This is a genomic window from Gillisia sp. JM1 (genome assembly GCF_000424645.1).
Classification (GTDB): Bacteria; Bacteroidota; Bacteroidia; order Flavobacteriales; family Flavobacteriaceae; genus Gillisia.
Genome location: NZ_KE384218.1, coordinates 2,354,308 through 2,380,388, shown reverse-complemented (window position 1 = coordinate 2,380,388; position 26,081 = coordinate 2,354,308). Strand labels below are relative to the sequence as shown.

Genomic DNA, 26,081 nt, shown 5'->3' with positions numbered 1-26,081 from the left:
GCTATTTGCGCTTAACCGATGTTAGCTTTTGTTGTGTTGATCAGTAAGCATCTCGATTTCACTTTTTAGTTTTGGTAAGTGAATAATCAAAATAGACCAAATATTTTCATCTGAAATACTATCATATGCATGAATCACTTGATTGCGAAGTCCGATAATAGATTTTGTATTTGTAATTTTATTTTCGAAACTTGAATCCTTTTTTATTATCCGATTTATAGCTTCTCCGATAATTTCTAAATCTCGCTCAACCGCTCTTTTTAGCATCAAGTTTTCTCGATACTTGAAAAAGTCCATTTCTGAATTCTCAAAATAACTGTCGATTTCAGCTATGGCTATTTTGACATCAAATAACCATTTTAGAATTCTTTCATCCATAAATTAATTCTTTCGTTTTATTAATAGAATTAATCAAAATCGGATTTTTTAAAGTTTGTTCTTCTAGCAGATCTATATCTCTTCCTAGTAAATTCTTTAAATTCTCTTTGAAATTCATATAATTATCGAAGTATTCTGCTATGTCAAAAGGTTTAAATTTAACTAAGAAATCAATATCACTTTTCTCTGAAAAGTTGGAATTCAGAGCCGAACCAAAAAGATACATTTTGTCCACATGGTATGTGTTACAAAGTCGGTGCAATTTTTCAATATGATTCTCAATTAATTTCATATTTCAAATTTAACTAAAAATTCTTTAGCACATTTGTTCTTAGTTCGAATTTAATAAAAGCTAACGGTCTTGGTTAAGGCAAGTAGCGTGGAGTAGGGACACGTTCTTGTCGGCTTAGTTGTTTGGTTCTTGGTCTCTAAAATATTACTTTTTATTCAAATGCCCGCTATTTGCGCTTAACCGATGTTGTGCGCAGGCTTTAATCAACATACCTAGGATAAATTCCACTTCCCGGAAAAACTTTATTCACTAGGTAATTTTTGTCGGTGTAATTCTGATACCATTTTTTATATTTTCTATTTCTAAAATCATAAATGTCAATTATTACATAATCTCTCTTAAAATCATTTTTTGAAAGTGACAGCTGGAAATTGGTTATCTCATTCTTATTTTTTTTGAATGTTTGATAATTAAAAGACAAAATAATTTCATTAGTAGAATCAGAATTTATTTTAGACCATAATTTTTTGTTTAAAATCAAATTCCCAGGAACATATTTTAGATCAGTTGAAGATTCTTTTTTATTGTCGACATTATAAATCAACTTTAAACCAATTATTCCATCTGTGATTATTTCATTGTTCACTTGTATAATGAAATTTGAATTTTGTGCTAATGAAATATTTGAAATACCCAAAATTATAATTAAGAAGAGCTTTTTAATCATCATTTTTGTTTTTTTTGCTTGCGCACAACGGTCTTGTTTAACGCAAGTGGCGTGGAGTAAGGACGCGAATTTGTCGGTTTTATTGTCAGGGCAAACGCATTAAAAAAAGTTTAAGTTAATTGGGTAAAAAAGAGTGCCAATCACTTAAAAAACCAGCAGAATATTTGCTGTTTTCAGTTTAAAATATTGTATATTATACTGATAATAAATATTTTACACATTTGAAAACCGCCCAAAAACTAAAGACCATATTTGGTCAAATACCCGACTTTAGACGTTCCCACAAGCAACTTTATGATTTGGAAAGCATCCTTCTCATCGGGATCATTTCAGTAATCTGTGGGGCAGATTCATGGAACGAAATGGAAAACTATGCCAACTCAAAAGAAGAATTCCTTCGCAGCTTCCTTGATCTGCCCAATGGCATCCCTTCGCACGACACATTTAATCGCGTTTTTTCCAATATTGACAGTGATCAATTTGAAAAGTGCTTTATACAATGGGTCAGTGATCTTGCACAACTCCAGCCCAGGGAAATCATTGCCATAGATGGCAAAACAATCAGGGGTGCCAAAGCTGGCGGTAAAAAATCCCCGGTGCACATGGTCAGTGCTTGGGCAAACGACAATAATTTGGTCTTGGGACAAGTCAAGGTTTCTGAGAAGTCAAATGAGATTACTGCCATTCCAGAATTATTAAAGGCCTTGTCCATAGAAAACACCATTGTAACCATTGATGCCATGGGATGTCAGACAGAAATAGCCAAGGCCATCGTCAATAAAAATGCAGACTATATCTTGGCCGTAAAAGACAATCAACCTCAGTTGCTGGAGCATATTGAAGATGAATTTAGATTTGGGAAAACCATGGAATCAAACCTTGTCCAAGAACTGGACCATGGCAGGATAGAAACCAGGACATGCAGTGTGATCGACAACTTTCAGTTTATTGAAAAGACCAATAACTGGGAAAACCTGACAAGTGTTATAAAAATAGAAAGCAAACGTGAGTTTAAAAACTCAGAAAAGCCTGCACAACATGCAATAAGATATTATATTTCAAGTATAAAGGCCAGCTCCCAAGATTTCCAAAAGGCCATTCGTTCCCATTGGTCCATAGAAAACAAGTTGCACTGGACTTTAGATGTTGCTTTTTCAGAAGATGCTTCTAGAAAAAGAACAGGCAACTCCACTCAAAATTTCTCGATACTCAATAAAATCGCATTGAATTTGTTGAAAAATGAAAAATCATCCAAAATAGGCGTTAAAAGCAGAAGGCTCAAAGCGGGATGGGACAACCACTATCTGATAGAAGTGCTGAATCTAATGAAAGTTTAATGCGTTTGCCCTGGTTTTATTGTTTGTTAATTGGTCTCTAAAATAATACTTTTCAGCAAATTACCCGCTATTTGCTGTTAAACGATGTTGCATAGCGTTACGATCCTCCAAATATGTTATTATGTTGCGAACCATTTATTTCATTTTATTCTTTTGTAAATCTTATATCAATTTTTCAGGTTCGAGTGAGTGTTAGTTTTTATTTCTTGATCTTTTTTGTCATTTTTCTTAGAAAATTAAAGTTACAATTATGTAGGCAATCAATTTATCCATTTTTCACGTTTGAGTAAAAGTTTCCGTAAATATTTCAAAAATGATCACTTAAATAATTATTGGCTTAATACAAATCTTTTCATTTTTCGTAAGAATCCACGTACTGATTTTAAGGGCATCCAATTTTGTCATTTTTCGTGTTTGTAAACTTTTACCATAAACCTCAGAGTTGAGTGGTTTTGTTTTATCAAAAATCTCGAAAAAGTCAGCGCAACAGTTGCGTGAGATTAGTTTGTATATTCAGATTTCCAACAGTAGTTTTTTGCGTATTGTCAATCTGAGTAATGCTTTGCAACGGTCTTGGTTAAGGCAAGTAGCGTGGAGTAGGGACGGCTTCTTGTCAGCTTTGTTGTTTTTTACTTGGTGTCTAAAATAAAACTTTTCACTTAATTGCCCGCTATTTGCGCTTAACCGATGTTGTGAACTGGGGCGACTGTTACAAATAGTATTTAAAGTTTAAAATCCACTAAGATGGATTATCAAAAATTTTGTCATAAGTTTTTAATTATATTTCATATCAAATCGGCCTTCTCGTATTTCTACAATTTCTCCTTTTTCGTTTATGGCATCGAACCAGAATTTGCCTGAGATAATTCCATTTATATCATCAAATTTTGTGAATTCAATTTCTCCAGAATAGTCCCGACCAGTTTCATACGTGCTAGATCCTGAATCATATATAACTAATTTAGAATTTTGTTCATCATATCTTAAATCGTAAGCATCTCCTTCAATAATCTCGATTCCAGAAATATTAATCCCAATAGCTTTATTTGAATTATTATTTATAGCAATAAGGCTAAAAAATAATTCTCCTTCTAAATCAATATTATAGTTTGCTTGTTGGGTCGGACCACTAAACTGGCTTCCTCCCGGTTTAAATATTTCTCCATTAACTAAGCAACCAAAAGTTCCTACTCCAGATTGTGTTTCTGGCGGCAAACAATCTACTGGATTGTCGCAATTATCTTCTTTGGAACAAGAAGTAACTATCATAAGAAGAGAAAGTAAAATCGAATAAATATATGTTTTCATAGCATCAATTTATATTATGCAATATTCTTTTCAGGATTTGCATTTTTATTAATCTTTAAGCATTGATCTGATTTCTGATGATGTGAAAATTTTGATATTATTTATATCTTAATTTCCAATAGTAAATTTTTCAAATCTGAAATTTAATTATGTTTTAAAACTTGATTTTTTTGGAGCCCTTGTTTACAACGGTCTTGGTTAAGGCAAGTAGCGTGGAGTAGTGACGCAAACTTGTCAGCTTTGTTGTTTGTTACTTAATGTCTAAAATAGCACTTTTCACCAGAATACCCGCTATTTGCGCTTAACCGATGTTGGCATTTCGTTGTTTTCTTAACCTATATTTTACTGTCTTAGTTATTTCAGATATAGTTCCGTAAAATATTCAATGTGTTTTCCTGGAATTATCATTTTCCAAATATGTTTTTTCGGAATTATATTTTTATCAGATAGTCTTTTACCATCTACATAAGTTCTAAAAATTAATAAATAGAAAAAGAATATTCCAATTAAATACGTCGAATTTATTGAGTCTGTATTATACAACCAGATTATAATTGCAAGAGGCATCAAAATTGTCAGGTAATAAATAAAGATGTTTTTCATATTCTGATTTTAATTGACTTTTTGATTTCCGATTTAGTGAGCAACTCCGCAATTTACTAAATTCGGCATTTAGTTCAGGTTTTGTTTTTCAATTCAGTTTTAGATTCCAAAAACGAGATGAAAGCCAAACGTTTTTTTAAATTATTCTTTTTTATATTCCTTATGTTCAATATTTCTCTTTTCTAAATTTTTAAAGAATTTTATTATCAAAATTTTTTGGTCTAATTTGTAATACTTTTCAAGTCCGATTGAGTGAGAAATTCCACATCTAAACATTTTATAGTTTTCTATTCAGTTTTCGATTCCACGAACCATCTATAAAGTTGGTTCCTAAAGTTATTCGGATTTAGATTTCATACTTTTATTAAATTTTGATTCCGTACTAAAAATCAAAATTATTGACGCTAAAATAATAAGCGAAGAAACAGTCAAAGACCAATATTCTTTTGGTTCGGAAATATTTGAAAATTCGATATTTGAAATACTCCAAATACAAGAGATTATTATAAATATTGAAGCTAGATTTCTTTTTATCATTTTATAAAATTTTGATTGAGAACAATGAATGCCAACGGTCTTGGTTAAGGCAAGTAGCGTGGAGTAGGGACGCGAATTTGTCGGCTTTGTTGTTTGTTTATTGGTGTCTAAAATATCACTTTTTACTGAAATACCCGCTATTTGCGCTTAACCGATGTTGGCAATAGTACTTATTTCCTTTTATTATCATTCAAGTAATTTACCAATTTATAAACTGTAGTAATTGGATTTTGTTTATGATATATTAAGTCAGATTGTTTCTTAAGAAGTTTTTCAGCACGTTTAATTGCTTTTGCTTGTGATGCTTCTTTATCATTTTCTATTCTTGAATAAATACTTTGACAGAACTTGTATGCTTTTCCATCTTTCTCATAGTTCAAATCCCATTTTTCTCCAAGTGATTTATAGTAATAAGTTCTATGATTTTGTTGTTCTGTATAATTATAATGTAGGTAAAACCATAACTCAAATGCATCATTTGAATATGCTATTTTATATCCTAAAGATTTTCCTTTTTTAATTGCATTATCAAAATCAGCAAATTCCTTTTCCCCTTGTTTATAATCCATATCAAAAACACACCAAACTTCATCATACTTTGTTTTACTATTTTCAATTATAGATTGAGTGGATTCGATAAGTTTTAATTTACTTTGACCTTTTAAATCAATAGCTTCGACTGTTAATGCTAATACTGGGAAAGATTCAAAATATAGTTTTTCAGTTTGACCTTCTCCAACGATCAAAATTGTCTTGTTTTTTTCTTTTATCTCAATTTGATAAAGTGATGCATCTATTTTTTTTAGCCAAGCTTTTTGACCTTTAATATCCGTTTGTTTTATAGCTTTTGTTTTTTTAGGCATCTTCTTCAGTATTTATCAATTTACTGAAATCGCCTAAAAAAGGTATTGCTCCATATTTTCCTTGTATGTAATCCTTTTCAAACGAAGCAGTATTTCTAATTCCTTTAAATTGGACTAAAGAATATAGGTGACTTGCTCCATATTTATCTTTTTCGACAAATTCAATTTGGTCTCTTCTTAATAAGTCTGAAGATAGTAGATTTGTATCGTGTGTTGTGAAAATTAATTGAGAACCAGCATTTTCATCCGAGTTAAATAATTGCAAGATTTTCTTTGTAAGTAAAGGATGAAACCTTGCATCAAATTCATCTATAATTATTGGTCTTTTGTTCTTTAAAGCTTCATAGATAAATGGACTTAACTCAAATAATTTTTGAGTTCCTTCAGATTCGTGAGATCCAAAAGTAAAAGATTCTGTGTCTTTAGAAATAAGATCTTCATTGTATTTCTTTCTTGTAGAAATAAGCAACTTTCGTTTTTTCTTATTATCAAAGTTTTTACGAATGTCATCGTCAATATCATTAGGTAAGTCATCGGAAGAAATTTCTATCGCATTTACATCTTCAATTCCTATATCTCCATATTTAAGAAAGTCAATAATATATTTTTTCTTTTTATCATCGCTCAGAGCATCTCCAGCAACTTTATACATTCCTTGATGTCCTAAACCACTAATTATAATCATTGAAGCAAAACTATCTATTAGTTGTTTAGATAATTTACCAAAACCAAAAGTAGCAAGGGTTGACAAAAATAATGAGTTACTTCTGAAAATTTCGTTATCCTCGGACTCATCATCTTTTAATAAGGTCATTAACTTATCTCCTTCACCGTAATTCGTTTTATCAAGTTCAATTATTTGTTGATTATCTCTAATAAAAAAAGGTAGTTCTCTGTCTTTTGGTTTTCCATATAACCATTCAGCTGTGATATTCTCATCATCTAACTCAAACCCATAACGATATTTGGTGTTTTTGAACCAAAAAATGATTTGAAAAAAACTTGGTTGGTTTTCTGTTTCTGTAGATAATCTAAAAGAGTCTACCAAGTGAAGTATCTTTTCATCTTTTACAGAAGTTTTTACAATACGAATAAATGTAACAAAAGCTTTTATAATGTTACTTTTTCCACTCGCATTTGCTCCATAAATCGCTTTGGACTTTAAAAATGAAATATCTTCATTATTTTTTCCAGCAATTACATTTTGAATGTCTATATCTTGATATTTGGATTTTATTTTTGCAGAGGATAGATTTAAAGTTTGGATATCTTTAAAAGATTTAAAATTGCCAAAACTAAATTCTTGAATTTTCATCTTAATTTAAAATTTACATTTATTATGCAAATATACAATTAAGAAATGAAATCAATGTTATCTTGTGATTGTTTTTGTATTATTGCCAACGGTCTTGTTTAACGCAAGTGGCGTGGATTAGGGACGCGTTCTTGTCGGCTTAGTTGGTTTTTACTTGGTCTCTAAAATAAAACTTTTCAGCAAAATACCCGCTATTTGCTGTTAAACGATGTTGTAGCACGTTTTTTTAATTTATCTTTTTTTTGTCTACCAATTTATTCAAGTTAGATGAATAATATTGTTTTTCGCCAATTTTGTCTATTGGTACAATTTCAAATGATAGCGACTTAATTTCTTTCCTTTTCTCGGAACTGGCCGAAGTTCCAAGTCCAAAAAATGTCGATGGATTAAATCCCACACACTGTTCGGTTAAGTCTTTTCCACTTTTGTCAAAGACAATTGGTTTAGAATACAATTTGTTAAAAGTCCATTCATTTAAATACCCAATTCCGTTTGAGTCAACGGTCAAAATGTTTTCTGTTACATTGGATTTTACAAGGCTAATTTGTCCTATGTAATTCTCAGGAACGACAATTTTTAAGGTCGGTGAGTAGAGTTGGTAATGGAAAATAGCAAAAGATATGGCTGTTATGGTGAAATAAATTGTCCAAAATGGAAGTCGTTTTAAAATCAATTTAGTGAACCAAGTCAAGATAAGTCCGCCAATCAAAATCAAAAATATTACCATTCCGCCAAGAAATAGTCCTGATAGAATTATTCCGCTTGGGATTTCAGTCAACTTGTAAATTAAAGTCGCTAAAAGTCCAAGTGAAATTAGTCCTGCCGCTATTTTAGGATTTCGGTTCATTTATGTGTGCTGTTATAACAGGGTTATTTTTTAATTATTTTGGTGATTTTCCTCTTTCTGAATAGTTGGGTTATTAAGAATGAAATGCTCAATGTAATCCAAAGCCAATATTCGTATTCAAAAGCCCAATTTATAAATGGTGGAATTATTAAAAGCCATTCAATAAGTAAAATCAATTTAATTCTGGAGGTTTTTAAGTTGAAACTTATAATGTCGAGAAGTATGATTGCAATAAGAAAACCACCAATAATCCTAAGTCCATAGACGAAAAATAGAAGGGGAATTGTGAGAAGACTTAAAAATAGAATTGCATTCCATTCTTCATTTGCAGACCCTTCAATTCCAATTAGTTTAAATAAAATCAAACTTAAATATGTTGTCACATAAAAACCAACGAAGTGAACCCAATTTGTTGAAAGTATTTTTAATGTGTTTTTAACTTTATTCAATGTTCTGTCGGTTTTTTTAAATGTGCTACAACGGTCTTGGTTAAGGCAAGTAGCGTGGAGTAGGGACGCGTTCTTGTCGGCTTTGTTGTTTGTTTCTTGATGACTAAAATATAACTTTTACATGAATACCCGCTAATTTGCGCTTAACCGATGTTACCTGTAGTTTATTTTGCTAATTCTTTTAATAGTTCCGCTGTTTTTGAATCAATTTCTCCAACATATTTTAAATCGCTAGGATCATTCTTTGTAATAATTTCGTAAAAGATAGATGCGCTTAAAAATGCACCAAGATCAGAAGGATGCATTGTATCCTCTAAAATATTTATCTCAGGATATTTGTCATAAACTTTCTGAAATATATTTCCATGGTCAGTTTTTTCTAGTGAATTGTTATCCGCAAGAGTCTTGTAGGAATCATTTGTAAACTCAAGATATTCCTTAGAATTATTTATCTCAGGAGAACAATATTCTGTCATTCTATCGAGTGATTGACTTATTTGCATTCCTCGATAACAATATTTTTTAGGATATTCCACTTTGGTTGTCCAAGTATTAAACAGAATAAATCGTGCATTATCATTTTTCACTAATTCTTTAATCTTTTTGATTGCAGGATCCACTTTGTATTCTAATGATTCTGGAATTAAAACCGCAACTCCTCCAGTTTGGAGAATAATTATATCCCAATTCTTTTCTGCTAATTTCTTTTCGGCTGCAGTTAATTCTCCAGGCGCTTTTGTCGTTGTTTTAGTATTATTCTCAGAAGACTCTACAATTACATTTTCTAGATGGGCACTTAGAGAGAACCCGGGAAATGTTATTTGATCTATTTTAATATTCGGATTTGTTTCATTCATCATTTCTTGAAGTTTTTGAGGCATATCATTATAATATGTCAAACTATTCCCAATGAATAAAACATTGATTTCTTTTGTGTCTTTTGAATTGTTAAATCCACAACTCAATAAAATAACAGCTAATAATAGAAGCAGAATTTTTCTCATAAATTACAGGTAACGGTCTTGGTTAAGGTAAGTAGCGTGGAGTAGGGACGCAAACTTGTCGGTTTTGTTGTTTTTTACTTGATGTCTAAAATAGTACTTTTCACTTGAATGCCCGCTATTTGCTCTTAACCGATGTTAGCAGCTGTTTTTTTAACTTTTCCAAGTTCTAAAATTTTCAATTATTTTCCATTTACCATTAATTTTTCTTAAATAAAATGCTCGTCCGTTTCCGCAAAGATGTCCACAACGGTGATCTAATTCAACATAAGCTGTTCGTTTATCGAAAGAAAAAATAGGAATTGACATTTCATAAAAATCATAATCTTCCCCATTATTTATTTTTTTTAGTTCATTTTGAAATGTTGTTGTGTTCAATTTATCTGTAATCTTTTTGTCAATTTTAATTCTTTTTGGATTAGAATTTTGAGCCAGTATGAATGAAGAATCTTTACTTGAAAAGAAAACTTCATCACTTATATTATCATATAAAATAGTTGTTATATAACGATTTTCGGGTGCTGGCGCAGAGATTAAACCTTCATTGTAACCAACAGGAACTTCTATTTCTATTTTTTTTAGTTCACTACAGAATTTAGTCGTTTTTAATTTCTTTGTCAGAATATTTAAATCTTCATGAAAAATTATAACCTCAATAATTTTACTGATATCATTATTTCCTCTAGATGTATTTCCTGATTTGTTATTAATATTTTGACTTTGTAATAAAGTTATGACTAATAGTAAAATTATTTTATTCATTGTATTAGTTCATTTTTTGTTTAAAATAGCTGCTAACGGTCTTGTATAACGCAAGTGGCGTGGAGTAGGAACACGTCTTTGTCGGTTTTGTTGTTTTTTACTTGGTGTCTAAAATAACACTTTTCATTAGAATGCCCGCTATTTGCTATTATACGATGTTGCCATACGTTTTTTTATAATTCTTTATATAAATTAAACTCGTCATTGAATGGTGGTGGAGGCGGTGGAGGAATTTGTCTGAAATAACTAAAGAAAATATTCAATTTTATTGAATCTTGAATTTCAGTTTTAATTTCATCAAAAGTCCGAGTTACAGTTTTCAATACTTGTTCTAAATCTTTTCCTGTATTGTTTGTGTCAATTGTTATTTCCACCGCTGCTTGATAATAATTAGCTGAATAATATGGAATTTTACCATTATTGGTATAATGTCTTTTAAGTAATCTTTTCAATTCTGAAATCTGATATCCATCGTCAATCAGAATAGAGTCAGTTTTAATTTTAAGTACATTTTTGATTTTAAAAAGTCCATTCCCATACACGTGTGGTAAGATTTTTTTAGTGATATTTCCATCATCAAATTGAACAATCATATGTGTTTTATTTTCATAGTGATGTTCTAATTTATTTGTAATCTCTCGAAAGTTCAATTTAGTGGTATCCAATCCAATTATTTCGACATTTTCATCTAAACTATACTCATCATTTGGATAATAGCGAATTTCTCTTGTTTTTTTATTACAAGCTAAAATCAGTAAAATTGTCGATATGAGCAGAATTTTCTTCAAAATGGATGGCAACGGTCTTGTTTAACGCAAGTGGCGTGGAGTAGGGACGCAAACTTGTCGGCTTAGTTGTTTTTTACTTGATGTCTAAAATAACACTTTTCAGCAGAATGCCCGCTATTTGCAGTTAAACGATGTTGTAGAGAGGTGTTTACTTCAAAATTTGTTGTTTTACTGGCTGCTTTTTTTGTTTTTCTTCTTTTCTAAATCTCAAATTATTTTTTCATGTTTTAGTAAGAGTCCGTTTCAATTCTTTTCTTCTAAATTCTTTTGGTTATTTTTTCGTTTGATTCAAAGTCAGATTTTAAAATTTAAAAGCATTAAAATTCTACATATTTCACACCCGAGTAAGAAATTCAGCATTTTGGATTTAAAAATTATAGCTAAGTTCTAATTAGCATATTGAATAGTTGTTGTTTGTACTCGTACCATGCGCTATTTGAAGCAAAGACAATAGCTTCAACTGTTGGCAGCAATTGTAGAGAACCTCACCTCAATGCCACAACTATAAACATACAGATAGAAATGATAAAAGCATAAATGACTTTTACATGCAATCCTCCCCCGTATTAATTTTTTCTCAACTACATTTTCTAGCTGTGAGAATTGTGGAACTATTAACAGTACCTGTAACGGGATTAATTGTGATGTCCCTATCTTTAATTAGCAAAAGAACATTTCCTCACACAATTTAATTAAAGATGAATTAATATGGCCATACAAACAATTAATCCAAACACAAACAAAACAGTAAAGTCATTCGAAGAAATGACGGAGAAAACAGTTGATGCTAAAGTGATGAAAGCCCATCTGGCTTTTACTACCTGGAAAGAAACGAGCTACCAGCAACGGGCTGATTTGTTACATAAAGTAGCTAAACTCATGCGAATCAAGAAATCTGAACTTGCCAAAACCATCACCTTAGAAATGGGCAAACTCCTTACCCAAGCGGAAGGCGAAATCGACTTGAGCGCCGATATCTTTGATTACTATGCCGATCACGGAGAAACTTTTCTTGCCGATAAAGTACTTGACCCGGAACATGGAGAGGCTATAATTCGAAATAGTCCCATTGGTGTGTTGTTGGGTGTGATGCCTTGGAATTTTCCCTTTTATCAGGTGGCTCGCTTTGCAGCTCCCAATATTATGGTGGGCAATACTATATTGCTTAAACATGCCTCCAGTGTACCACAATGTGCTGCTGCTATTGAAAAACTGTTCGAAGAAGCAGAAGCTCCTGAAGGATTGTACACCAATTTATACATCTCTGGCAAAAATGCATCAGCATTGGTTTCTGATAAAAGAATAAAAGGTGTTTCCTTAACAGGAAGTGAAGAAGCAGGTGCAAGTATTGCCATGGAAGCCGGAAAATATTTGAAAAAGGTGGTGCTGGAGCTTGGCGGTAATGATGTGTTCATTATACTGGAAGATGCCGACATGGAAAAAACGATTGAGTGGGCAGTTGTGGGCAGGATGAATAACAACGGTCAATCTTGTATAGCCTCCAAGCGGTTTATTGCTGTGGAAGCAATAGCCGATGAATTTATTCAAAAGTTTAAGGACAAGTTATCAAAAATGAAAGTGGGCGATCCAATGGATCCCGCAACAGAATTAGGCCCTCTAAGCAGTGAAGCAGCGGCAGTTCATTTAGCCGACCAGGTAAAACGTTCAGTTGATCAAGGTGCAAAAGTTTTATTGGGTGGTAAACGTGCCGATCGTGAAGGCGCCTTTATGGAACCCACCATACTCACCAATTTGAAACCTGGCATTGCTGCTTATAATGAAGAACTATTTGGCCCGGTTGCATCCTTCTATGTAGTTAAAGACGAACAAGCTGCCATTGACTTGGCTAATGATTCTGATTTTGGATTAGGCGCATCCATATTTACGCAAGACCTCGAACGTGCTAAAAAAGTAGCCAATCATATTGATTCTGGAATGGTCTTTATAAATCACCCTACTTGGACACAAGCCGATCTTCCTTTTGGTGGCACAAAGCGTTCAGGCTTCGGTCGGGAACTATCAGAGTTGGGAATTCAGGAGTTTGTTAATAAGAAACTCATTCGAGTAAGCGGACTGAACGATCCGTTTTGAAAATATTGAAATCAAAAAAAATTTAAAAATGATGGAAAATTTAATCAAGCATACTTATCTCATCAATGGTATGAGTTGTGGCGGACGAATTCAACAGTTAAAAATAAATCGTCTGCTGCCCACTGGGTAACATCGGTATCAGTTGACCTCGAAAAGAAAGAGGCTGCGATTACTTCAGGGTGCATTAAAGAATATGCATTACGCAATAGCAGAAGCTTAGAGCGCCATTATCCTTATAACATAACAACACGTCAAAATAAGATTCAATAAAAAGGGCGATAACCAATCTGAAGATCGTGCAACAGAGGAACGAACTAAAAGAGAAATAAATAATTCTATTAATTAACAACAACTATTCAATATGCTAATTAGAACTTAGCTAAAATTATCAATTAACATTTCTAAATTTCAATTCAGAGTTTTACATCTTTGAAAAATACACGCACTGATTTTAAGAGCATCCAATTTTCCCGTTTTTCATCATTTAAACTTTTTCATACAACTTGAGCCTGAGTGTTTTTTGTTTTTACTAAAATCTCGAAAAAGTCAGCGCAACAGTTGCGAAAGATTGGTTTTTTTTCATTCAGATTTGCCGTTTTATTTTGCGTTTTTCTTTCTGAACTCTTCTCTACAACGGTCTTGTTTAACGCAAGTGGCGTGGAGTAGGGACGCGAACTTGTCGGCTTTGTTGTTTGTTGCTTGGTGTCGAAAATAACACTTTTCACCAGAATTCCCGCTATTTGCTGTTAAACGATGTTGGCATTTCGTTTACTTACTCAATACTTAAATATTTTTTAATTGCTACAATTTTAAATCCGGTTCCAAAATTTACATAATCTCCTGTTTTTTTATTTAATAAAGTTTGAGCAAATTCCTTATTTTCTGTTAATGGAGTTACTTCTTCGCCCTCTATGTTTTGTGAATCAATCCCAATAGAGTACCACTTTAGGTTTCCATCTTTATTTTCTAATTGTGTTGTACAATATTTTGTTATTCTCTCTATGTCAATTTTCATTAAATCTTCTAAATCAAATTGAGTTAAAGCTTTGTTTGTTTGGGGATGAGAATACTCCAGTTTGTAAATTTCATCGATTTTTGAAATTTTAAGTCCGTGTTCAGATTTCAAATGGCTAATATGTCCGACAACTCCACTTAGTTCTCTACCACTTCTTTTTACTAATTCATTTTTAGTTGCTCCACTTAATAATTCGTAGTCAATTATTCCACAATCTTTGGTATGTCCAAGCCAGCTTTCGCCATTAAATAAAGGTTTTCTGTTTTTAAGAATAAGAATATTTGTTTCTTTTATATCGTTTCTTTTATCTCTGTTAAATGTCATAATTTTATAAGTTAAAATATTCTTTTGCTTCTTTAATGAATATATTTCGATTTCTTCCAATATTGATTTTTGTCAAATAGAAATTCCCACTTCCAATTAGCCAAAATATTTTATCTACCTTAAAAGCAGTTGTATTATTGTCTAATGCTATTTTGTCAATAATTTTTAAGGTTTCGTAATCTTGTTTTATTGTTGATTTTTCATTTGGATTAATTAATTTTAGTTCTTTAAATATCTCTTTAAGGTGAATATCTGGTTTTCCAAAATTTAAATAACCTATTTCTTTTAAAAAATCACAAGCCAACGGAAATCCAATTCCAGATATTTCAAGACTAATTAGCATTGGAAGTGCTTGTTTGGATTTTTCATCGTTAGCAAAAAGATCAGCCCATTTATAAAATGAATTAGCATCATTAAATTCATTTAAAAAGTGCGCAGAATCAATAATGGATTGGCAGAACAAGGGCCAAATACTTCTTGAAGTTCTTCTTATTTGTCCTTTTGGATTTAATTCTAATATTATTTTATCCAATAATTTTTCAGAATCAGTTTTTGAGAAATTTTTAGAAACTTCTTTGGGGCAAAATTTGAAAAGTATATTTTTTAGGTTTTCAACTCCTCCAATGGAACCTCCAATAACTTTTGTACTCATCTGCTTGTTTTGTGCAGTTTCACAAAGTCTTTGAAATATAGTATTAATACTTTTCGGTTTATTATGTTCTGGTTGAAATTGTTTTTGAATAATTTTTTCTGTAATATTTTCTTTATCTAAGAGGAACTGATATGCAAATTTATAGAGTTCTATATTTGTCATCTGGATTTTCTTGTAAATGAATGCCAACGGTCTTGTTTAACGCAAGTAGCGTGGAGTTGGGACGTGTCCTTGTCGGCGTAATTGTTTTTTACTTGGTCTCTAAAATAACACTTTTCACTCAATTGCCCGCTATTTGCTGTTAAACGATGTTAGGCACTGTACATTATACTCCATAATATTGTTGAATTATTTCTGCCAATATACTTCCAGCAGCGCCAATGCTTACTTGCCAAGATCCATTAAGAGCTTTACCAATCATATTTTGAATCCACAAGTTTACTTTGTCCCCAAATCGCTCATTTTCAAGGTCTGGATTATCATTATCAATTATTTCGATTAATTCCTCAGCATCTTTTTCAGTTAATCCAACTTCTTTAATTCTATTTCTTATGTCAGTTTTATTCCCTTTTGAAATTTTTATTGATGATTTAATTTTTGCGTTTTCACCGGTGTTAATCAAATTTCCGTCACCTGAGGGTTTAATTATTGTCTTGTTCACTATTTTTTGAATTTCCTGACTCTTATATTTTAAATCTTTTATCTCTGTAATACTTCCAAATTCTTCATCAATTTTTAATACAAAATCTAAAAGCTTATTTCTTACAACAGATAATATTTCATTTATAGCACTGATAGATAAACTTTTTCGAGCATCAATTAAATTATAGTAAGGGTTTCCTTTTTTTCTAATATTATCACCTATATAACTTATTAATTCTGCAGGTAGTTCTTGTGTCAAACTCCCTGAATTGTTTTCGACAATATCTTGTTCTAAGCTACTAATGCTTTGGTAAAAACTCATATACTTTAGTCTTTCCGAGATGTTTTCATCCAATCCTGTTGTTCCAATAGAAACATTTGTATATTTCATGTTTCCATTAATGTACGAGCCAGTTAAATGACATTTATAAACTCTATATTCGGGAAGTTCTTCTGACGTATCATATCCGCCCAATTCTTTGTTTAACCAATCAAGTAGTTCCTTATTTTGAATTCTACTAGCAAAAACTTTTGCTTTTAAAATTGGGGAACTGATTGTTTTATCTGTGTCAATCAATTCATTTATAATATTACTTAGTAGCTGCATTTTCAAATGTATTGTGCCTAACGGTCTTGGTTAAGGCAAGTAGCGTGGTGTAGGGACGCGAACTTGTCGGCTTTATTGTTTATTTCTTGGTCTCTAAAATAATACTTTTCACTAAAATACCCGCTATTTGCGCTTAACCGATGTTGGGCACAGTAAATGGTTACTTCCAATATACTGTATTGAAAATATCTAAAAATTCTATTGTGTTTTTGAACTCTTCTCTATCAACTAAAATCTGATTTCTGAACTTTGGAATGAAAATATTCAAATCAATAGGATTTTCGCAATAATCAAGATAATCTAATCCAAAACACACAAATATTTCGGAACCTAGTCTTTCGTTTTTCACGATCCAATTCTCAAGGTCTTTTCGATTTAAACCTTTAAGTCTATCAATTTCCTTTGAAAAATAATTTTCATATTTATGAAAACTGCAAATCGTATCTAAAGCAGAATAAAAATTTTCAAATAGCAATTGATCCTTGTCAAGAGAAATAAAATTATTTTTATAATCTTTTTCTATTTGTCTGTAAAAATCTGAATACTTTAATAGCCACCAATTTATAATTTTTATCTCTAATTTATCATTATCTCTTAGTTCTAATAATTCTCGAATTGAACCATGAGTGATTGAATCTATCATCAAAATATTATTGGGATAAATCTTTTATGCATAAGGAAAGCATAATCGCAAATTTTGCATTTTCTGGTAAATTTGTGCTGTATTGTGGTTTATCTGTAAGTGGGTTTTCATAGAAAATATTGTAAAGGCCAGGGAAGAAATATTGCTTTGAATCTTCTTGTTTTTGAAATTCACTTTCTATGAAATCTATTCTACTACTGATAAGGTCAAAAGTCTTATTCTTAGATAAATTAACCTGATAATCCTTTCTTAATCCATTTAGAAATTTTAAATATTTCAACTTTTCATTTCCTGATAAATCTTGAGAATTCAAAATAACATAAGCAGAAAAAATCAATACTTCATATTTTCCATTTGGAGTTAGGGTTTTGTAATTTTCTAAATCCTTTATTTGCTCTTTTGAAGTTTTTAAAATTTCTTCGAAAATTGGATTTGTTTTGCTTTTAAATAGATTAAACATTTTATCTTATTTAGTTAGTAATTAATTTTATTGTGCCCAACGGTCTTGGTTAAGGCAAGTGGCGTGGAGTAAGGACACGTTCTTGTCGGCTTTGTTGTTTGTTTCTTGGTCTCTAAAATAACACTTTTCACTCAATTGCCCGCTATTTGACCTTAACCGATGTTAGGTGTAGTTTTTTAGGATTTTGTAAGTTTCGCTATCTATATGAAGTTTTGCAGGATAATAGTTTCTTTCCATTATTGGAATTTTTAAATCTTTGAATATAAAAGAAGTATAATCTGCATAAGTGCCATTGAGATCATAAATTTCAAAGAACTGTTTTATTGATACTTTTAAATTAGTTTGAGCTAATAAAACCAAAAATATTTTCTGAAAAATTGAGTTTTCATTCTCCCACATGTTATTTATGAAGAAGATTAAAACTCCTGGGTTTTCAGTGAAGTCTGGCTTTTCATCGATAAGACGATTAAAAAAAACATGCCAAAATTGCTCATTATAATGCTTAAAGTACTGATTGAATTCTTGAAAATAATAATTGGGATTTGAAGATAAACATACCATTATTGCTGTCTCATTAGGCAACTTATTCAATACTTCAATATCAGGAATTCTTGGTAAGGCAGAAAGATATTTTGCAGTTAGAAACTCTTGCAAAGATTTATGAGAGAATTGAAAAGAATTAAATCCTGTTTGAATAAAAATTCCTGTATGGTTTTCTAGTTCAATTACTACTTTTTTGGCTTGTGAAGTTGGAAGATTGTGAGATCGATGTATTTTTTTGTAACATTTTCTAATATCATCTCCATCGAAAACATTCTTACCTAGTTGAAAAGATAACCAAAATGATAAATGTCCTAAAAATTCTTTTTTCTTTTCAATATAGAAATCTGCGTAATCAGATTGTCTTACTATACTTCTTTGCTGATCCCAAGCTTCTAATAGTAAATTTAAAACGAAGTCATAAATGTACCTCGGTTTGGGTGGTATAGTTTGTTTTCTTTCATAAATCGCACATAAATGAGAAAGAGTAAGAGGTCTCATTGTTGTATCATAATATGGCGAAGATTTGATTTTATCATATAACTCCTTTGACTTTTTTTTACTTGAAATCCATTTACCTATTAGGAGTTTAATTTGTTGATCATTTAAGGAGCAGATTTCATAAACATTCGTATTAGGTAATAATAATTGAAAATCATTACTTCTTGAAGTTAATATAAATCTTGATCCTTTTAATTCTAATGCAAGTGAATTGAAATCTCTTTCAATCCTTTTCTTAATGCTATTGTCTGGGATTTCGTCAAAACCATCTGCAATAAGAAGTACCTCACAGTCATTGAAAAAATTAATTACAGTATTTTTTAGAATGTAGTCATATTCACTTGAAAAGTCCTCAATAAACCTCTCTGGAAAAGCAATATTAATTCCAATTAAATCAACTAATATTTTGAATAATCCATGCTTTTTGTAATTCTCATTTTCATAATTTAGTTCTCTAAATCTAATTACCACTGGAAATGAAAAATCATTATTTTTCTGAGTAACTTCTTTGAAAATTTTCTTAATTAATGTTGTTTTTCCTGCGCCAGCCCCACCATAAACTATTTTATTTTTTGTAAAATCCTTTATTAAGTTTTTACTGTTAATTGTTCGTGTTAATTCCTCTGAGTCAAATCTGGTTTTAATTGGGGATAAGTGTAAATCAATATCAACAAAAATATTGTTCAACTTTTTTGATGAAATTGCTGTTGAGAAATTCACTTCATTTGACCAAGTTTGGGCAGCTTCATAATTACTTTTTAGGTGTTTAAGAACTTCATTTTCTGAAATTTCTAAATCATAATTATCACGAAAATATCTATAATCATCGTTCTCAAGTTTTTTCTTTGCAATTATGTTTACTTTCTTCATTTGAGTTTCAAAAAGTGATGATACACTTTTAACTCCTTTTTCAATAAAACTTTTAATTAAAGCTTGAGTAAAAATCGTTTCAATTTCATTCATTAACTGGATTTTTGTTAAAAATCACACCTAACGGTCTTGGTTAAGGCAAGTAGTGTGGAGTAGGGACACGTTCTTGTCGGCTTTGTTGTTTTTTTCTTGGTGTCTAAAATATAACTTTTCAACCAAATACCCGCTATTTGCGCTTAACCGATGTTGCATAGCGGTTTTTACTACAATTATGTTGTTTTGTTGTCTGCCTTTTTTTTTATTTTTCTTCTTTCCTGAATTATAATTTTATTTTTCACGTCGGAGTAAGAATCAGTTTTTTAATTTTTTGGCTCTTAATCATTTTTGTCAATTTTCATTTTAGAGTAAAAGTCAGAGTTGTAAATCGAAAGGCATCTAATTTATTCATTTTTCGTGCTTGAGTAAAAGTCAGAATAATAAGCAGAATGCATCTATTTTTAGCTTTTACAGGTCCGAGTAAAAGTCAGCGTAGTGATTTTAAAAATCATCAATTATTACTTCTTCTTTTCAATTCAAATTTACTTTAGAATCCACGTACTGATTTTAAGGTCATCTAATTTTCACATTTTTCATCTTTGTAAACTTTACAAAGAAGCCTCAGATTTGAGTAGTTTATGTTTTTTACTAAAATCTTGAAAAAGTCAGCGCAACAGTTGCGAGAGATGAGTTTTTATATTCAGATTTTTTTGAGTTTTTCTTTCTAAAAACTGATTTGCAACGGTCTTGGTTAAGGCAAGTAGCGTGGAATAGGGACGCGTTCTTGTCAGCTTAGTTGTTTGTTACTTGGTGTCTAAAATATCACATTTTACTGAAATACCCGCTATTTGCGCTTAACCGATGTTGCATAGTGTTGTTTACTACGGAATATGTTATTAAGTTACTCAGCTTTTATGTTTTTTGTTTTTTCCTAACTTATACTTTTATTTTTCACGACTGAGTAAAATTCAGCGCATTAAATCTAGGCATTCCTTTTTTACCAGTTTTCGTGCTTGAGTAAAAGTCAGAATAATATCCTAAATGTATATTTATTTTCTTTTTTTTTACGTCTGAGCAAAAGTTAAGATTCAAATTTAAAAGCATTCAAATTATCCATTTTTTTTGCTTGAGTAAAAGTCGGAATAATCATCTAAATGCCCGTTTTTTCTTTTTTTCAAGTCCGAGTTAAAGTCGGCGAAATTATTTAATCATTTGTTCCTTATTTCTATTCCTCATTTGACTTTTACAGATCGGAGTAAGAATCTGCGCAATGATTTTAAGAGCATCTAATTTTTACATTTTTCATCTTTTAAAATTCGATTCAATAATGTTGTCAGCGCAACAGTTGCGAGAGAAGGGTTTGATTATTCATATACTTTTTTTTGAGATTGTTATTCTGAACAATACTTTGCAACGGTCTTGGTTAAGGCAAGTAGCGTGGAGTAGGGACGTAAACTTGTCGGCTTTGTTGTATGTTTCTTGGTCTCTAAAATAACACTTTTCACTCAATTGCCCGCTATTTGCGCTTAACCGATGTTGTGTGTAGTGCTTTATGCTATCATTGTTAATTCTTCAAATCTCTTTTCAAGTTCCTTTTTATATTTATCATCATTGCAATTATCCATAGCAAGACCTGCTTGGGTTATAGCTTCTTCTTTAACACCAATATTTTCAGCACATTGACTTAATAAATCATGATATATTGATATTCTTTTTTTTGCAAAACTATCTTCTTGTGCTAAGTCAAAAGCAGTTACTGCAGATTTATAGCAATCAGGAGAATTCATTCTTAATTGCACTTTAGATTTTTGATAAATTAACCAGTGGTCGACTGAATCCATTGGCACCTTATCTACTGCAAGTAATGCTTTTGGTAAAATATTTGCCGCTAAATATGTTTTAGCCAGTGATCTCCCTTCGTAAGAGGTTAGTTTTTTGTTTTCAAAAATTTTATCAGCAAAAGTTGTACTTGCATTCATTATTTTATGAGAAAGTTTTTGTTTATCGTCTCGTAAAGCTGAAATAGCTACGTTAGTTAACCCTTCACTTGCATTCAACCAATTTTTTTTATCGACATTTTCAGGTTGAATTGTCAGAAGCTCAGGCATAATTTCAACAAGATTAAGACATATAGAACCATGATGATATCCAAAAATAGAAGTAAAAGAAAGAAATGCTTCAAAGAATTGTCCAAAACCTTCTAATGATGATATTACAATTATATCAGATAATTTTTTAACTTCATTGGGTTTTAAATTAATCTCATTGCTTACTTTTTTATAAGATCTTATTCTAGCAATTGATCCAAGAGAGACTCTTAATGGTACAACGGAATAGTCTTTGAAAATACAATCTAATAATTTCTTTAAATATTCTTCGCCTCTTTCTTTAAATACTTTATCAACTCCATATTGAGAACCAATATGCGCAATTTGGAGATATGTTGCGTACATATTAGGCTCTATCGTTAATAGGTCTAAAAATGATTTTAACGATTTTTCAAATAAACCACAACGTCTAAGAGTTTTTCCAAGATGATGCAATAATTCAACCCTTATTACGTCATCCGAAATTATTTTTAAGGCATGCTCATATTCAGTAATACATGTCTTAAAGTAAACATCTCTTTCCTTTTTATCCTCGATTGCATAAGCATGAGCTTCTTTTGAGTCAATTATGCAAAGAATAGAGGAAAGATCCATATCTGCAAGAATTGATTCTTTATGGAGAAATTTCTGTATTTCTTCTCTTTTTGAACCCTCGACTTGTAGAAGAGCATATGTAACCCAGTTTTTGTCATTTAAGGATTTTTGATTTTGGACTAATATATTATAACACAAATGGATTTGTCTAATGACACTTGGAGACATGTTTGCATTGTTTTTATAAATGTATTGGGCAATGGCTAAGGAAATCTCATTAGAATTAAGATTATCTTGAATGGCAGAAGCAACTAAATCATGTATTTTAAGAAAACCAGGAACATTAGCGGAAAGCAATATTGAAAGGCGCTGTAAATTTACCCTATTAATAGTTCCAATAAAATGTTGTAGAAATTCAGAATCATTAGTATTAGTTCCAGAATTGGCTATTTTTTTTAAAGCATTTAGCATTTCTGGTTCCAGTTTGCTGAGAATACCCCTCATAATAGATTTACCCTCCGAATTTGTAATTTCATTCGGTTTTTTCAACACTTCTTCGTATAGATCTTCACGACTAATATTATCTTCTTCAACAAGGTTTCTAATTGTAGATAATATCAATGGAGAAAATTTACATAATTGGATTACTTTTTCAACTTGATCCGATTTTGAATTAATATTTTCTCCAATAATTTTATATGCAATAGAGTCTGATATTTCTGGTATTGGCAAATAATAATTAACATTACTTTTTGATAATTGTGAAGTTATTAAAAGTTTACTTCCATTAGAAAATCCTTCCTCTATTTCAGATAATTCGGAAAGTTCTATTATTCTCTTACAGTCATCGATTATTAAGATTGTTTTATTTGTATTGAAGATACCAGCAATATTTAGAGGTGAGCCACCTCTTGTTCTTTGAATACTTGAAAAAGAGCTGTTTTTTTTCCAATCTTCACCCGAAATCCAAATATAATTTTCAAAATTGTTTTTCTCTGAGTGTAGATAATTAATTGCCATTTGAGTTTTCCCTGAGCCGCTAATTCCGTGGATTACACAAATCTTTTTATCGACAAAATGTTTAATGATTTTGTCTGTTGTATTGATGTCTTCTATATGGTTTTCACAGAAAGAAGGAGCTTTGCCATAGTATTCATAATTATCTAAATCCTGAGAATAGCCAGGGAAAAATTGTTTGTAAAAAGAAGCATATTCTAATGATTTAATTGATTGTTCATATATAAGTTTAGCTAATTCTCTATTGTCGTATATTATTGTAATATCTCTGCATTTTTTTTCAATAGATGTTTTATTAAACTTACTCCTAAACGATGGAGGTTCCTGTTGAGATACTATCAAATATATCTTATCAAGCTTGCTTGAATCATTGTGATCAACAGCATGCTTAATATCATTTTTCAATTTTTTTATAAATAGGAATTAATGCACCCTTTCTCGATGAATCTCCGAAGTAATTCTTATCAGTACTATATTCTGCTATGATTTTAGAATTGTTATTGAAACTATCAACTGTGTAACCTGAAGGTTTATAATCTTTGTTAATTCCATGATGAATCATTCTTTGATTCTCTAATATAGAAACTATATTATTACCAATTAATTCTAAATTTGTAGGACTTATACATTCAATTTCTTCTATTAAATTCTTTACTATTCTTTGCTTTATATATTCAAACATAATTATTTAATCGTATTTTTTTTGCATTACACACAACGGTCTTGGTTAAGGCAAGTGGCGTGGGTTAAGGACGTGAATTTGTCGGCTTAGTTGTTTATTAATTGGTCTCTAAAATAATACTTTTTACTCAAATGCCCGCTATTTGCGCTTAACCGATGTTGTGAACTGGGGCGACTACCCGAGTAAGAACTTTTTTTAGCGTTCAGATTAAAAATATCATCATTTTAATCCTCATTGGTTTTGTCACTTTTCACGTCAGAGTAAGGTCAGATTTCTAGTTTTAAAATCATTCAATTTTTTATTGCTAACATTCCTGAGTAAAAGTCAGAATAATAACTCAAATCTTCGCTTCGAGCAAAAGTCAGCGAAAAGCTTTTAAATTATTTTTGTTCTTTAATTCTCATTTTTATACTACTTTTTCACGCCCGAGTAAATTCAGCGATATAAATTTAAAAATCATTCAATTTTTTGTAGCTAACAATCCTGAGTAAAATTCAGAATAATGAATCAAATCTTTTAGGTTCGAGTAAAAGTCAACGAACTTCATTTTAAGCATTTTTCAATCTTATAAATTCAGCGCAAGAGTTGCGAAAGATTGGCTTTCAATTAAGACCAGAATTTTGTTCTTACTTTTTTTTAGAGCCCTTGTTTACAACGGTCTTGGTTAAGGCAAGTGGCGTGGAGTAGGGACACGTTCTTGTCGGCTTAGTTGTTTGTTTCTTGGTCTCTAAAATATAACTATTTGTTCAAATACCCGCTATTTGCGCTTAACCGATGTTGTACAACGTTGCGATCCTCGGAATATGTTGTTTTGTTGTCACCCTTTTTATGTCGTTTTAATCTTTTCTGAATCTTGATTTTATTTTTTCACGTCCGAGTTAGAATCCGTTTTTTATTCCTTTGTTCTTGATCATTTTTTCGCCTGAGTGAACATCAGATTAATAAATCAAAAGCATTCAATTTTTACATTTATCTTTCTTTAGTAAAAGTCAGCGAACTGATTTTAAGAGCATCCAGTTTTGGCATTTTTTATCTTTTAAAATCTATTGTCAATAAAGTCAGAGTTGAGAGGGTTTTGTTTCTTACTTAAATCATAAAAAAAATCAGCACAACAGTTTCGGGAGATTGGTTTTTTTACTCAGAATTTTGATTTTTTTTTTGAGTTTTTCAATCTGAGCAATGTTTTACAACGGTCTTGGTTAAGGCAAGTGGCGCGGAGTAGGGACGCGAACTTGTCGGCTTTGTTGTTTGTTTCTTGGTCTCTAAAATATAACTTTTCAATCAAATACCCGCTATTTGCGCTTAACCGATGTTAGCTGTAGTTTATGTCTCGAATTTATGTAAAATTGACCCATAAAAGACCTTTTCTATATCTTTTAACTTTGGAAATTCTTTCCCTTCATTTAAATATGCAAATATTGAATTGCAATATAAATTTAAAAACCTGCCAAAATCAATACTTGATTTATTCGTAGCGTATATCAAAATTGAATTCGCAATAAGTACCGAGTTTTTTAGAATGTTTAGTTTTCTAAATTCTATTGATTGATCATTATTTACAATTCGTAGCGCATCCCAATATCCTTCATCTGCTCTTGGATGAATAAATGAGGAACCTAAATCATAACCCATACTATATAAAAATGAAAGATTAAGTTCTTTTGCAAATTTTTCCAATTTTGGTTCTATCCAATCAATATTTTTTTTCTTTAGATCTTGATATTTTCTGATTTGTTCGGGACTATCTTTTAAATAATCCTTAGTCATTGAATCATTAAATTCTGATTTACTTCTTGTATTATTTCTCGACTCAAACGTCTTAATATATGACCAATCTTTAAATTCTTGATATTTGTTTTTTTGTTCTAAATATTCTAAATAAAAATACCTTTCAATTAAAAGTCGATATAATGCCATAGCCTCTCCTTCTTGATTTTCTGAAATCAAAATAGAAATACTGTTTAAAAGTGAGTGAGATTTAGCAATAAAATTTCTTAGAATTATTTGCTTTGTTTCTGATTTATCATTCTCGAAAATAAGAATAACAAATCGAGTAATTCTTTTATATGAATCGACCAATTCAATTAATTCCTTTTTTTGATCTTTTTCGTTACTCATAAATTACAGCTAACGGTCTTGGTTAAGGCAAGTGGCGTGGAGTAAGGACACGTTTTTGTCGGCTTAATTGTTTGTTTCTTGGTCTCTAAAATAA

Annotated in this window: 22 protein-coding genes; 2 read left to right on the top strand and 20 right to left on the bottom strand. The window is 30.9% G+C overall.

The features are described 5' to 3' along the window. Positions 1–21 precede the first annotated feature (21 nt). From H033_RS0114160 to H033_RS0114150, 3 genes are all read right to left on the bottom strand, one after another. Positions 22–378, bottom strand: a complete 357-nt coding sequence (locus H033_RS0114160) for a DUF86 domain-containing protein (RefSeq protein WP_026838894.1) — start codon at positions 376–378, stop codon at positions 22–24. Next, a complete protein-coding gene (locus tag H033_RS0114155; protein WP_026838893.1) occupies positions 371–670 on the bottom strand; it encodes a nucleotidyltransferase family protein in 300 nt (99 codons plus the stop codon). Before H033_RS0114155 ends, H033_RS0114160 begins: the two co-directional genes overlap by 8 nt. Before the next feature lie 199 nt (positions 671–869). Then, on the bottom strand, positions 870–1,340 hold the full coding sequence (locus H033_RS0114150) for a hypothetical protein (RefSeq protein WP_034886236.1): 471 nt from the start codon (positions 1,338–1,340) through the stop codon (positions 870–872). Positions 1,341–1,558: 218 nt separating this feature from the next. Between H033_RS0114150 and H033_RS0114145 the strand changes: the two genes are divergently transcribed. Continuing rightward, positions 1,559–2,674, top strand: coding sequence for an ISAs1 family transposase (locus tag H033_RS0114145; RefSeq protein WP_026836489.1), 1,116 nt, complete (start codon positions 1,559–1,561; stop codon positions 2,672–2,674). A gap of 774 nt (positions 2,675–3,448) precedes the next feature. On the opposite strand, the gene H033_RS0114140 is transcribed toward H033_RS0114145, so the two are convergent. The 8 genes from H033_RS0114140 to H033_RS0114100 all read right to left on the bottom strand — a co-directional run bounded on the left by H033_RS0114140 (position 3,449) and on the right by H033_RS0114100 (position 11,147). Continuing rightward, positions 3,449–3,982, bottom strand: a complete 534-nt coding sequence (locus H033_RS0114140) for a DUF6252 family protein (protein WP_155827830.1) — start codon at positions 3,980–3,982, stop codon at positions 3,449–3,451. 1,310 nt (positions 3,983–5,292) lie between these two features. After that, on the bottom strand, positions 5,293–5,985 hold the full coding sequence (locus H033_RS0114130) for an RloB family protein (RefSeq protein WP_026838889.1): 693 nt from the start codon (positions 5,983–5,985) through the stop codon (positions 5,293–5,295). Further along, positions 5,978–7,300, bottom strand: coding sequence for an AAA family ATPase (locus H033_RS0114125; RefSeq protein WP_026838888.1), 1,323 nt, complete (start codon positions 7,298–7,300; stop codon positions 5,978–5,980). Before H033_RS0114125 ends, H033_RS0114130 begins: the two co-directional genes overlap by 8 nt. 226 nt (positions 7,301–7,526) lie before the next feature. After that, on the bottom strand, positions 7,527–8,027 hold the full coding sequence (locus tag H033_RS0114120; protein ID WP_231367626.1) for a hypothetical protein: 501 nt from the start codon (positions 8,025–8,027) through the stop codon (positions 7,527–7,529). 143 nt (positions 8,028–8,170) lie between these two features. Beyond that, positions 8,171–8,596 carry a hypothetical protein gene (locus H033_RS0114115; RefSeq protein WP_026838886.1) on the bottom strand — a complete coding sequence of 142 codons (426 nt, stop codon included), beginning with the start codon at positions 8,594–8,596 and terminating at the stop codon, positions 8,171–8,173. A 164-nt stretch (positions 8,597–8,760) separates the two neighbouring features. Beyond that, entirely contained in the window at positions 8,761–9,600 is an 840-nt protein-coding gene (locus tag H033_RS0114110) for a DUF4886 domain-containing protein (protein ID WP_026838885.1), read from the bottom strand. A gap of 150 nt (positions 9,601–9,750) precedes the next feature. Then, the gene (locus H033_RS0114105; RefSeq protein ID WP_026838884.1) at positions 9,751–10,359 is read right to left on the bottom strand and encodes a hypothetical protein; all 609 of its coding nucleotides are present in this window, start codon (positions 10,357–10,359) and stop codon (positions 9,751–9,753) included. A 173-nt stretch (positions 10,360–10,532) separates the two neighbouring features. Further along, the gene (locus H033_RS0114100) at positions 10,533–11,147 is read right to left on the bottom strand and encodes a hypothetical protein (protein ID WP_026838883.1); all 615 of its coding nucleotides are present in this window, start codon (positions 11,145–11,147) and stop codon (positions 10,533–10,535) included. 708 nt (positions 11,148–11,855) lie between these two features. Between H033_RS0114100 and H033_RS0114095 the strand changes: the two genes are divergently transcribed. After that, on the top strand, positions 11,856–13,238 hold the full coding sequence (locus H033_RS0114095) for an NAD-dependent succinate-semialdehyde dehydrogenase (protein ID WP_026838882.1): 1,383 nt from the start codon (positions 11,856–11,858) through the stop codon (positions 13,236–13,238). 772 nt (positions 13,239–14,010) lie between these two features. Here the strand turns inward: H033_RS0114095 and H033_RS0114090 are convergent. From H033_RS0114090 to H033_RS0114050, 9 genes are all read right to left on the bottom strand, one after another. Beyond that, positions 14,011–14,577: a hypothetical protein gene (locus H033_RS0114090; RefSeq protein WP_155827828.1), complete on the bottom strand. Its 567-nt coding sequence runs from the start codon at positions 14,575–14,577 to the stop codon at positions 14,011–14,013. Between the two features lie 4 nt (positions 14,578–14,581). After that, entirely contained in the window at positions 14,582–15,391 is an 810-nt protein-coding gene (locus H033_RS20335) for a hypothetical protein (protein ID WP_051227924.1), read from the bottom strand. Between the two features lie 163 nt (positions 15,392–15,554). Continuing rightward, positions 15,555–16,478 (bottom strand): hypothetical protein, encoded by a 924-nt coding sequence (locus H033_RS0114080; protein WP_026838880.1) that lies wholly within the window; start codon positions 16,476–16,478, stop codon positions 15,555–15,557. 160 nt (positions 16,479–16,638) lie between these two features. Continuing rightward, the gene (locus tag H033_RS0114075) at positions 16,639–17,121 is read right to left on the bottom strand and encodes a hypothetical protein (RefSeq protein WP_026838879.1); all 483 of its coding nucleotides are present in this window, start codon (positions 17,119–17,121) and stop codon (positions 16,639–16,641) included. 7 nt (positions 17,122–17,128) lie between these two features. Next, on the bottom strand, positions 17,129–17,581 hold the full coding sequence (locus H033_RS0114070; RefSeq protein WP_026838878.1) for a hypothetical protein: 453 nt from the start codon (positions 17,579–17,581) through the stop codon (positions 17,129–17,131). 162 nt (positions 17,582–17,743) lie between these two features. After that, positions 17,744–19,585 carry an NACHT domain-containing protein gene (locus tag H033_RS21045; RefSeq protein WP_026838877.1) on the bottom strand — a complete coding sequence of 614 codons (1,842 nt, stop codon included), beginning with the start codon at positions 19,583–19,585 and terminating at the stop codon, positions 17,744–17,746. A gap of 1,493 nt (positions 19,586–21,078) precedes the next feature. Beyond that, complete coding sequence (locus H033_RS0114060) at positions 21,079–23,592, bottom strand: hypothetical protein (RefSeq protein ID WP_026838876.1); 2,514 nt, start codon at positions 23,590–23,592, stop codon at positions 21,079–21,081. Then, positions 23,582–23,869: a hypothetical protein gene (locus H033_RS0114055; RefSeq protein ID WP_026838875.1), complete on the bottom strand. Its 288-nt coding sequence runs from the start codon at positions 23,867–23,869 to the stop codon at positions 23,582–23,584. The genes H033_RS0114060 and H033_RS0114055 overlap by 11 nt, the downstream gene beginning before the upstream one ends. A gap of 1,323 nt (positions 23,870–25,192) precedes the next feature. Continuing rightward, a complete protein-coding gene (locus tag H033_RS0114050; RefSeq protein ID WP_026838874.1) occupies positions 25,193–25,987 on the bottom strand; it encodes a DUF5677 domain-containing protein in 795 nt (264 codons plus the stop codon). Between the last annotated feature and the right edge of the window lie 94 nt (positions 25,988–26,081).

What these genes read in the sequence shown, in the direction of transcription:
- H033_RS0114160 (WP_026838894.1), bottom strand. Translation starts at nt 378, where the DNA reads ATGGATGAAAGAATTCTAAAATGGTTATTTGATGTCAAAATAGCCATA.
- H033_RS0114155 (WP_026838893.1), bottom strand. Translation starts at nt 670, where the DNA reads ATGAAATTAATTGAGAATCATATTGAAAAATTGCACCGACTTTGTAAC.
- H033_RS0114150 (WP_034886236.1), bottom strand. Translation starts at nt 1,340, where the DNA reads ATGATGATTAAAAAGCTCTTCTTAATTATAATTTTGGGTATTTCAAAT.
- H033_RS0114140 (WP_155827830.1), bottom strand. Translation starts at nt 3,982, where the DNA reads ATGAAAACATATATTTATTCGATTTTACTTTCTCTTCTTATGATAGTT.
- H033_RS0114130 (WP_026838889.1), bottom strand. Translation starts at nt 5,985, where the DNA reads ATGCCTAAAAAAACAAAAGCTATAAAACAAACGGATATTAAAGGTCAA.
- H033_RS0114125 (WP_026838888.1), bottom strand. Translation starts at nt 7,300, where the DNA reads ATGAAAATTCAAGAATTTAGTTTTGGCAATTTTAAATCTTTTAAAGAT.
- H033_RS0114120 (WP_231367626.1), bottom strand. Translation starts at nt 8,027, where the DNA reads ATGGTAATATTTTTGATTTTGATTGGCGGACTTATCTTGACTTGGTTC.
- H033_RS0114110 (WP_026838885.1), bottom strand. Translation starts at nt 9,600, where the DNA reads ATGAGAAAAATTCTGCTTCTATTATTAGCTGTTATTTTATTGAGTTGT.
- H033_RS0114105 (WP_026838884.1), bottom strand. Translation starts at nt 10,359, where the DNA reads ATGAATAAAATAATTTTACTATTAGTCATAACTTTATTACAAAGTCAA.
- H033_RS0114095 (WP_026838882.1), top strand. Translation starts at nt 11,856, where the DNA reads ATGGCCATACAAACAATTAATCCAAACACAAACAAAACAGTAAAGTCA.
- H033_RS0114090 (WP_155827828.1), bottom strand. Translation starts at nt 14,577, where the DNA reads ATGACATTTAACAGAGATAAAAGAAACGATATAAAAGAAACAAATATT.
- H033_RS20335 (WP_051227924.1), bottom strand. Translation starts at nt 15,391, where the DNA reads ATGACAAATATAGAACTCTATAAATTTGCATATCAGTTCCTCTTAGAT.
- H033_RS0114080 (WP_026838880.1), bottom strand. Translation starts at nt 16,478, where the DNA reads ATGCAGCTACTAAGTAATATTATAAATGAATTGATTGACACAGATAAA.
- H033_RS0114075 (WP_026838879.1), bottom strand. Translation starts at nt 17,121, where the DNA reads ATGATAGATTCAATCACTCATGGTTCAATTCGAGAATTATTAGAACTA.
- H033_RS0114070 (WP_026838878.1), bottom strand. Translation starts at nt 17,581, where the DNA reads ATGTTTAATCTATTTAAAAGCAAAACAAATCCAATTTTCGAAGAAATT.
- H033_RS21045 (WP_026838877.1), bottom strand. Translation starts at nt 19,585, where the DNA reads ATGAATGAAATTGAAACGATTTTTACTCAAGCTTTAATTAAAAGTTTT.
- H033_RS0114055 (WP_026838875.1), bottom strand. Translation starts at nt 23,869, where the DNA reads ATGTTTGAATATATAAAGCAAAGAATAGTAAAGAATTTAATAGAAGAA.
- H033_RS0114050 (WP_026838874.1), bottom strand. Translation starts at nt 25,987, where the DNA reads ATGAGTAACGAAAAAGATCAAAAAAAGGAATTAATTGAATTGGTCGAT.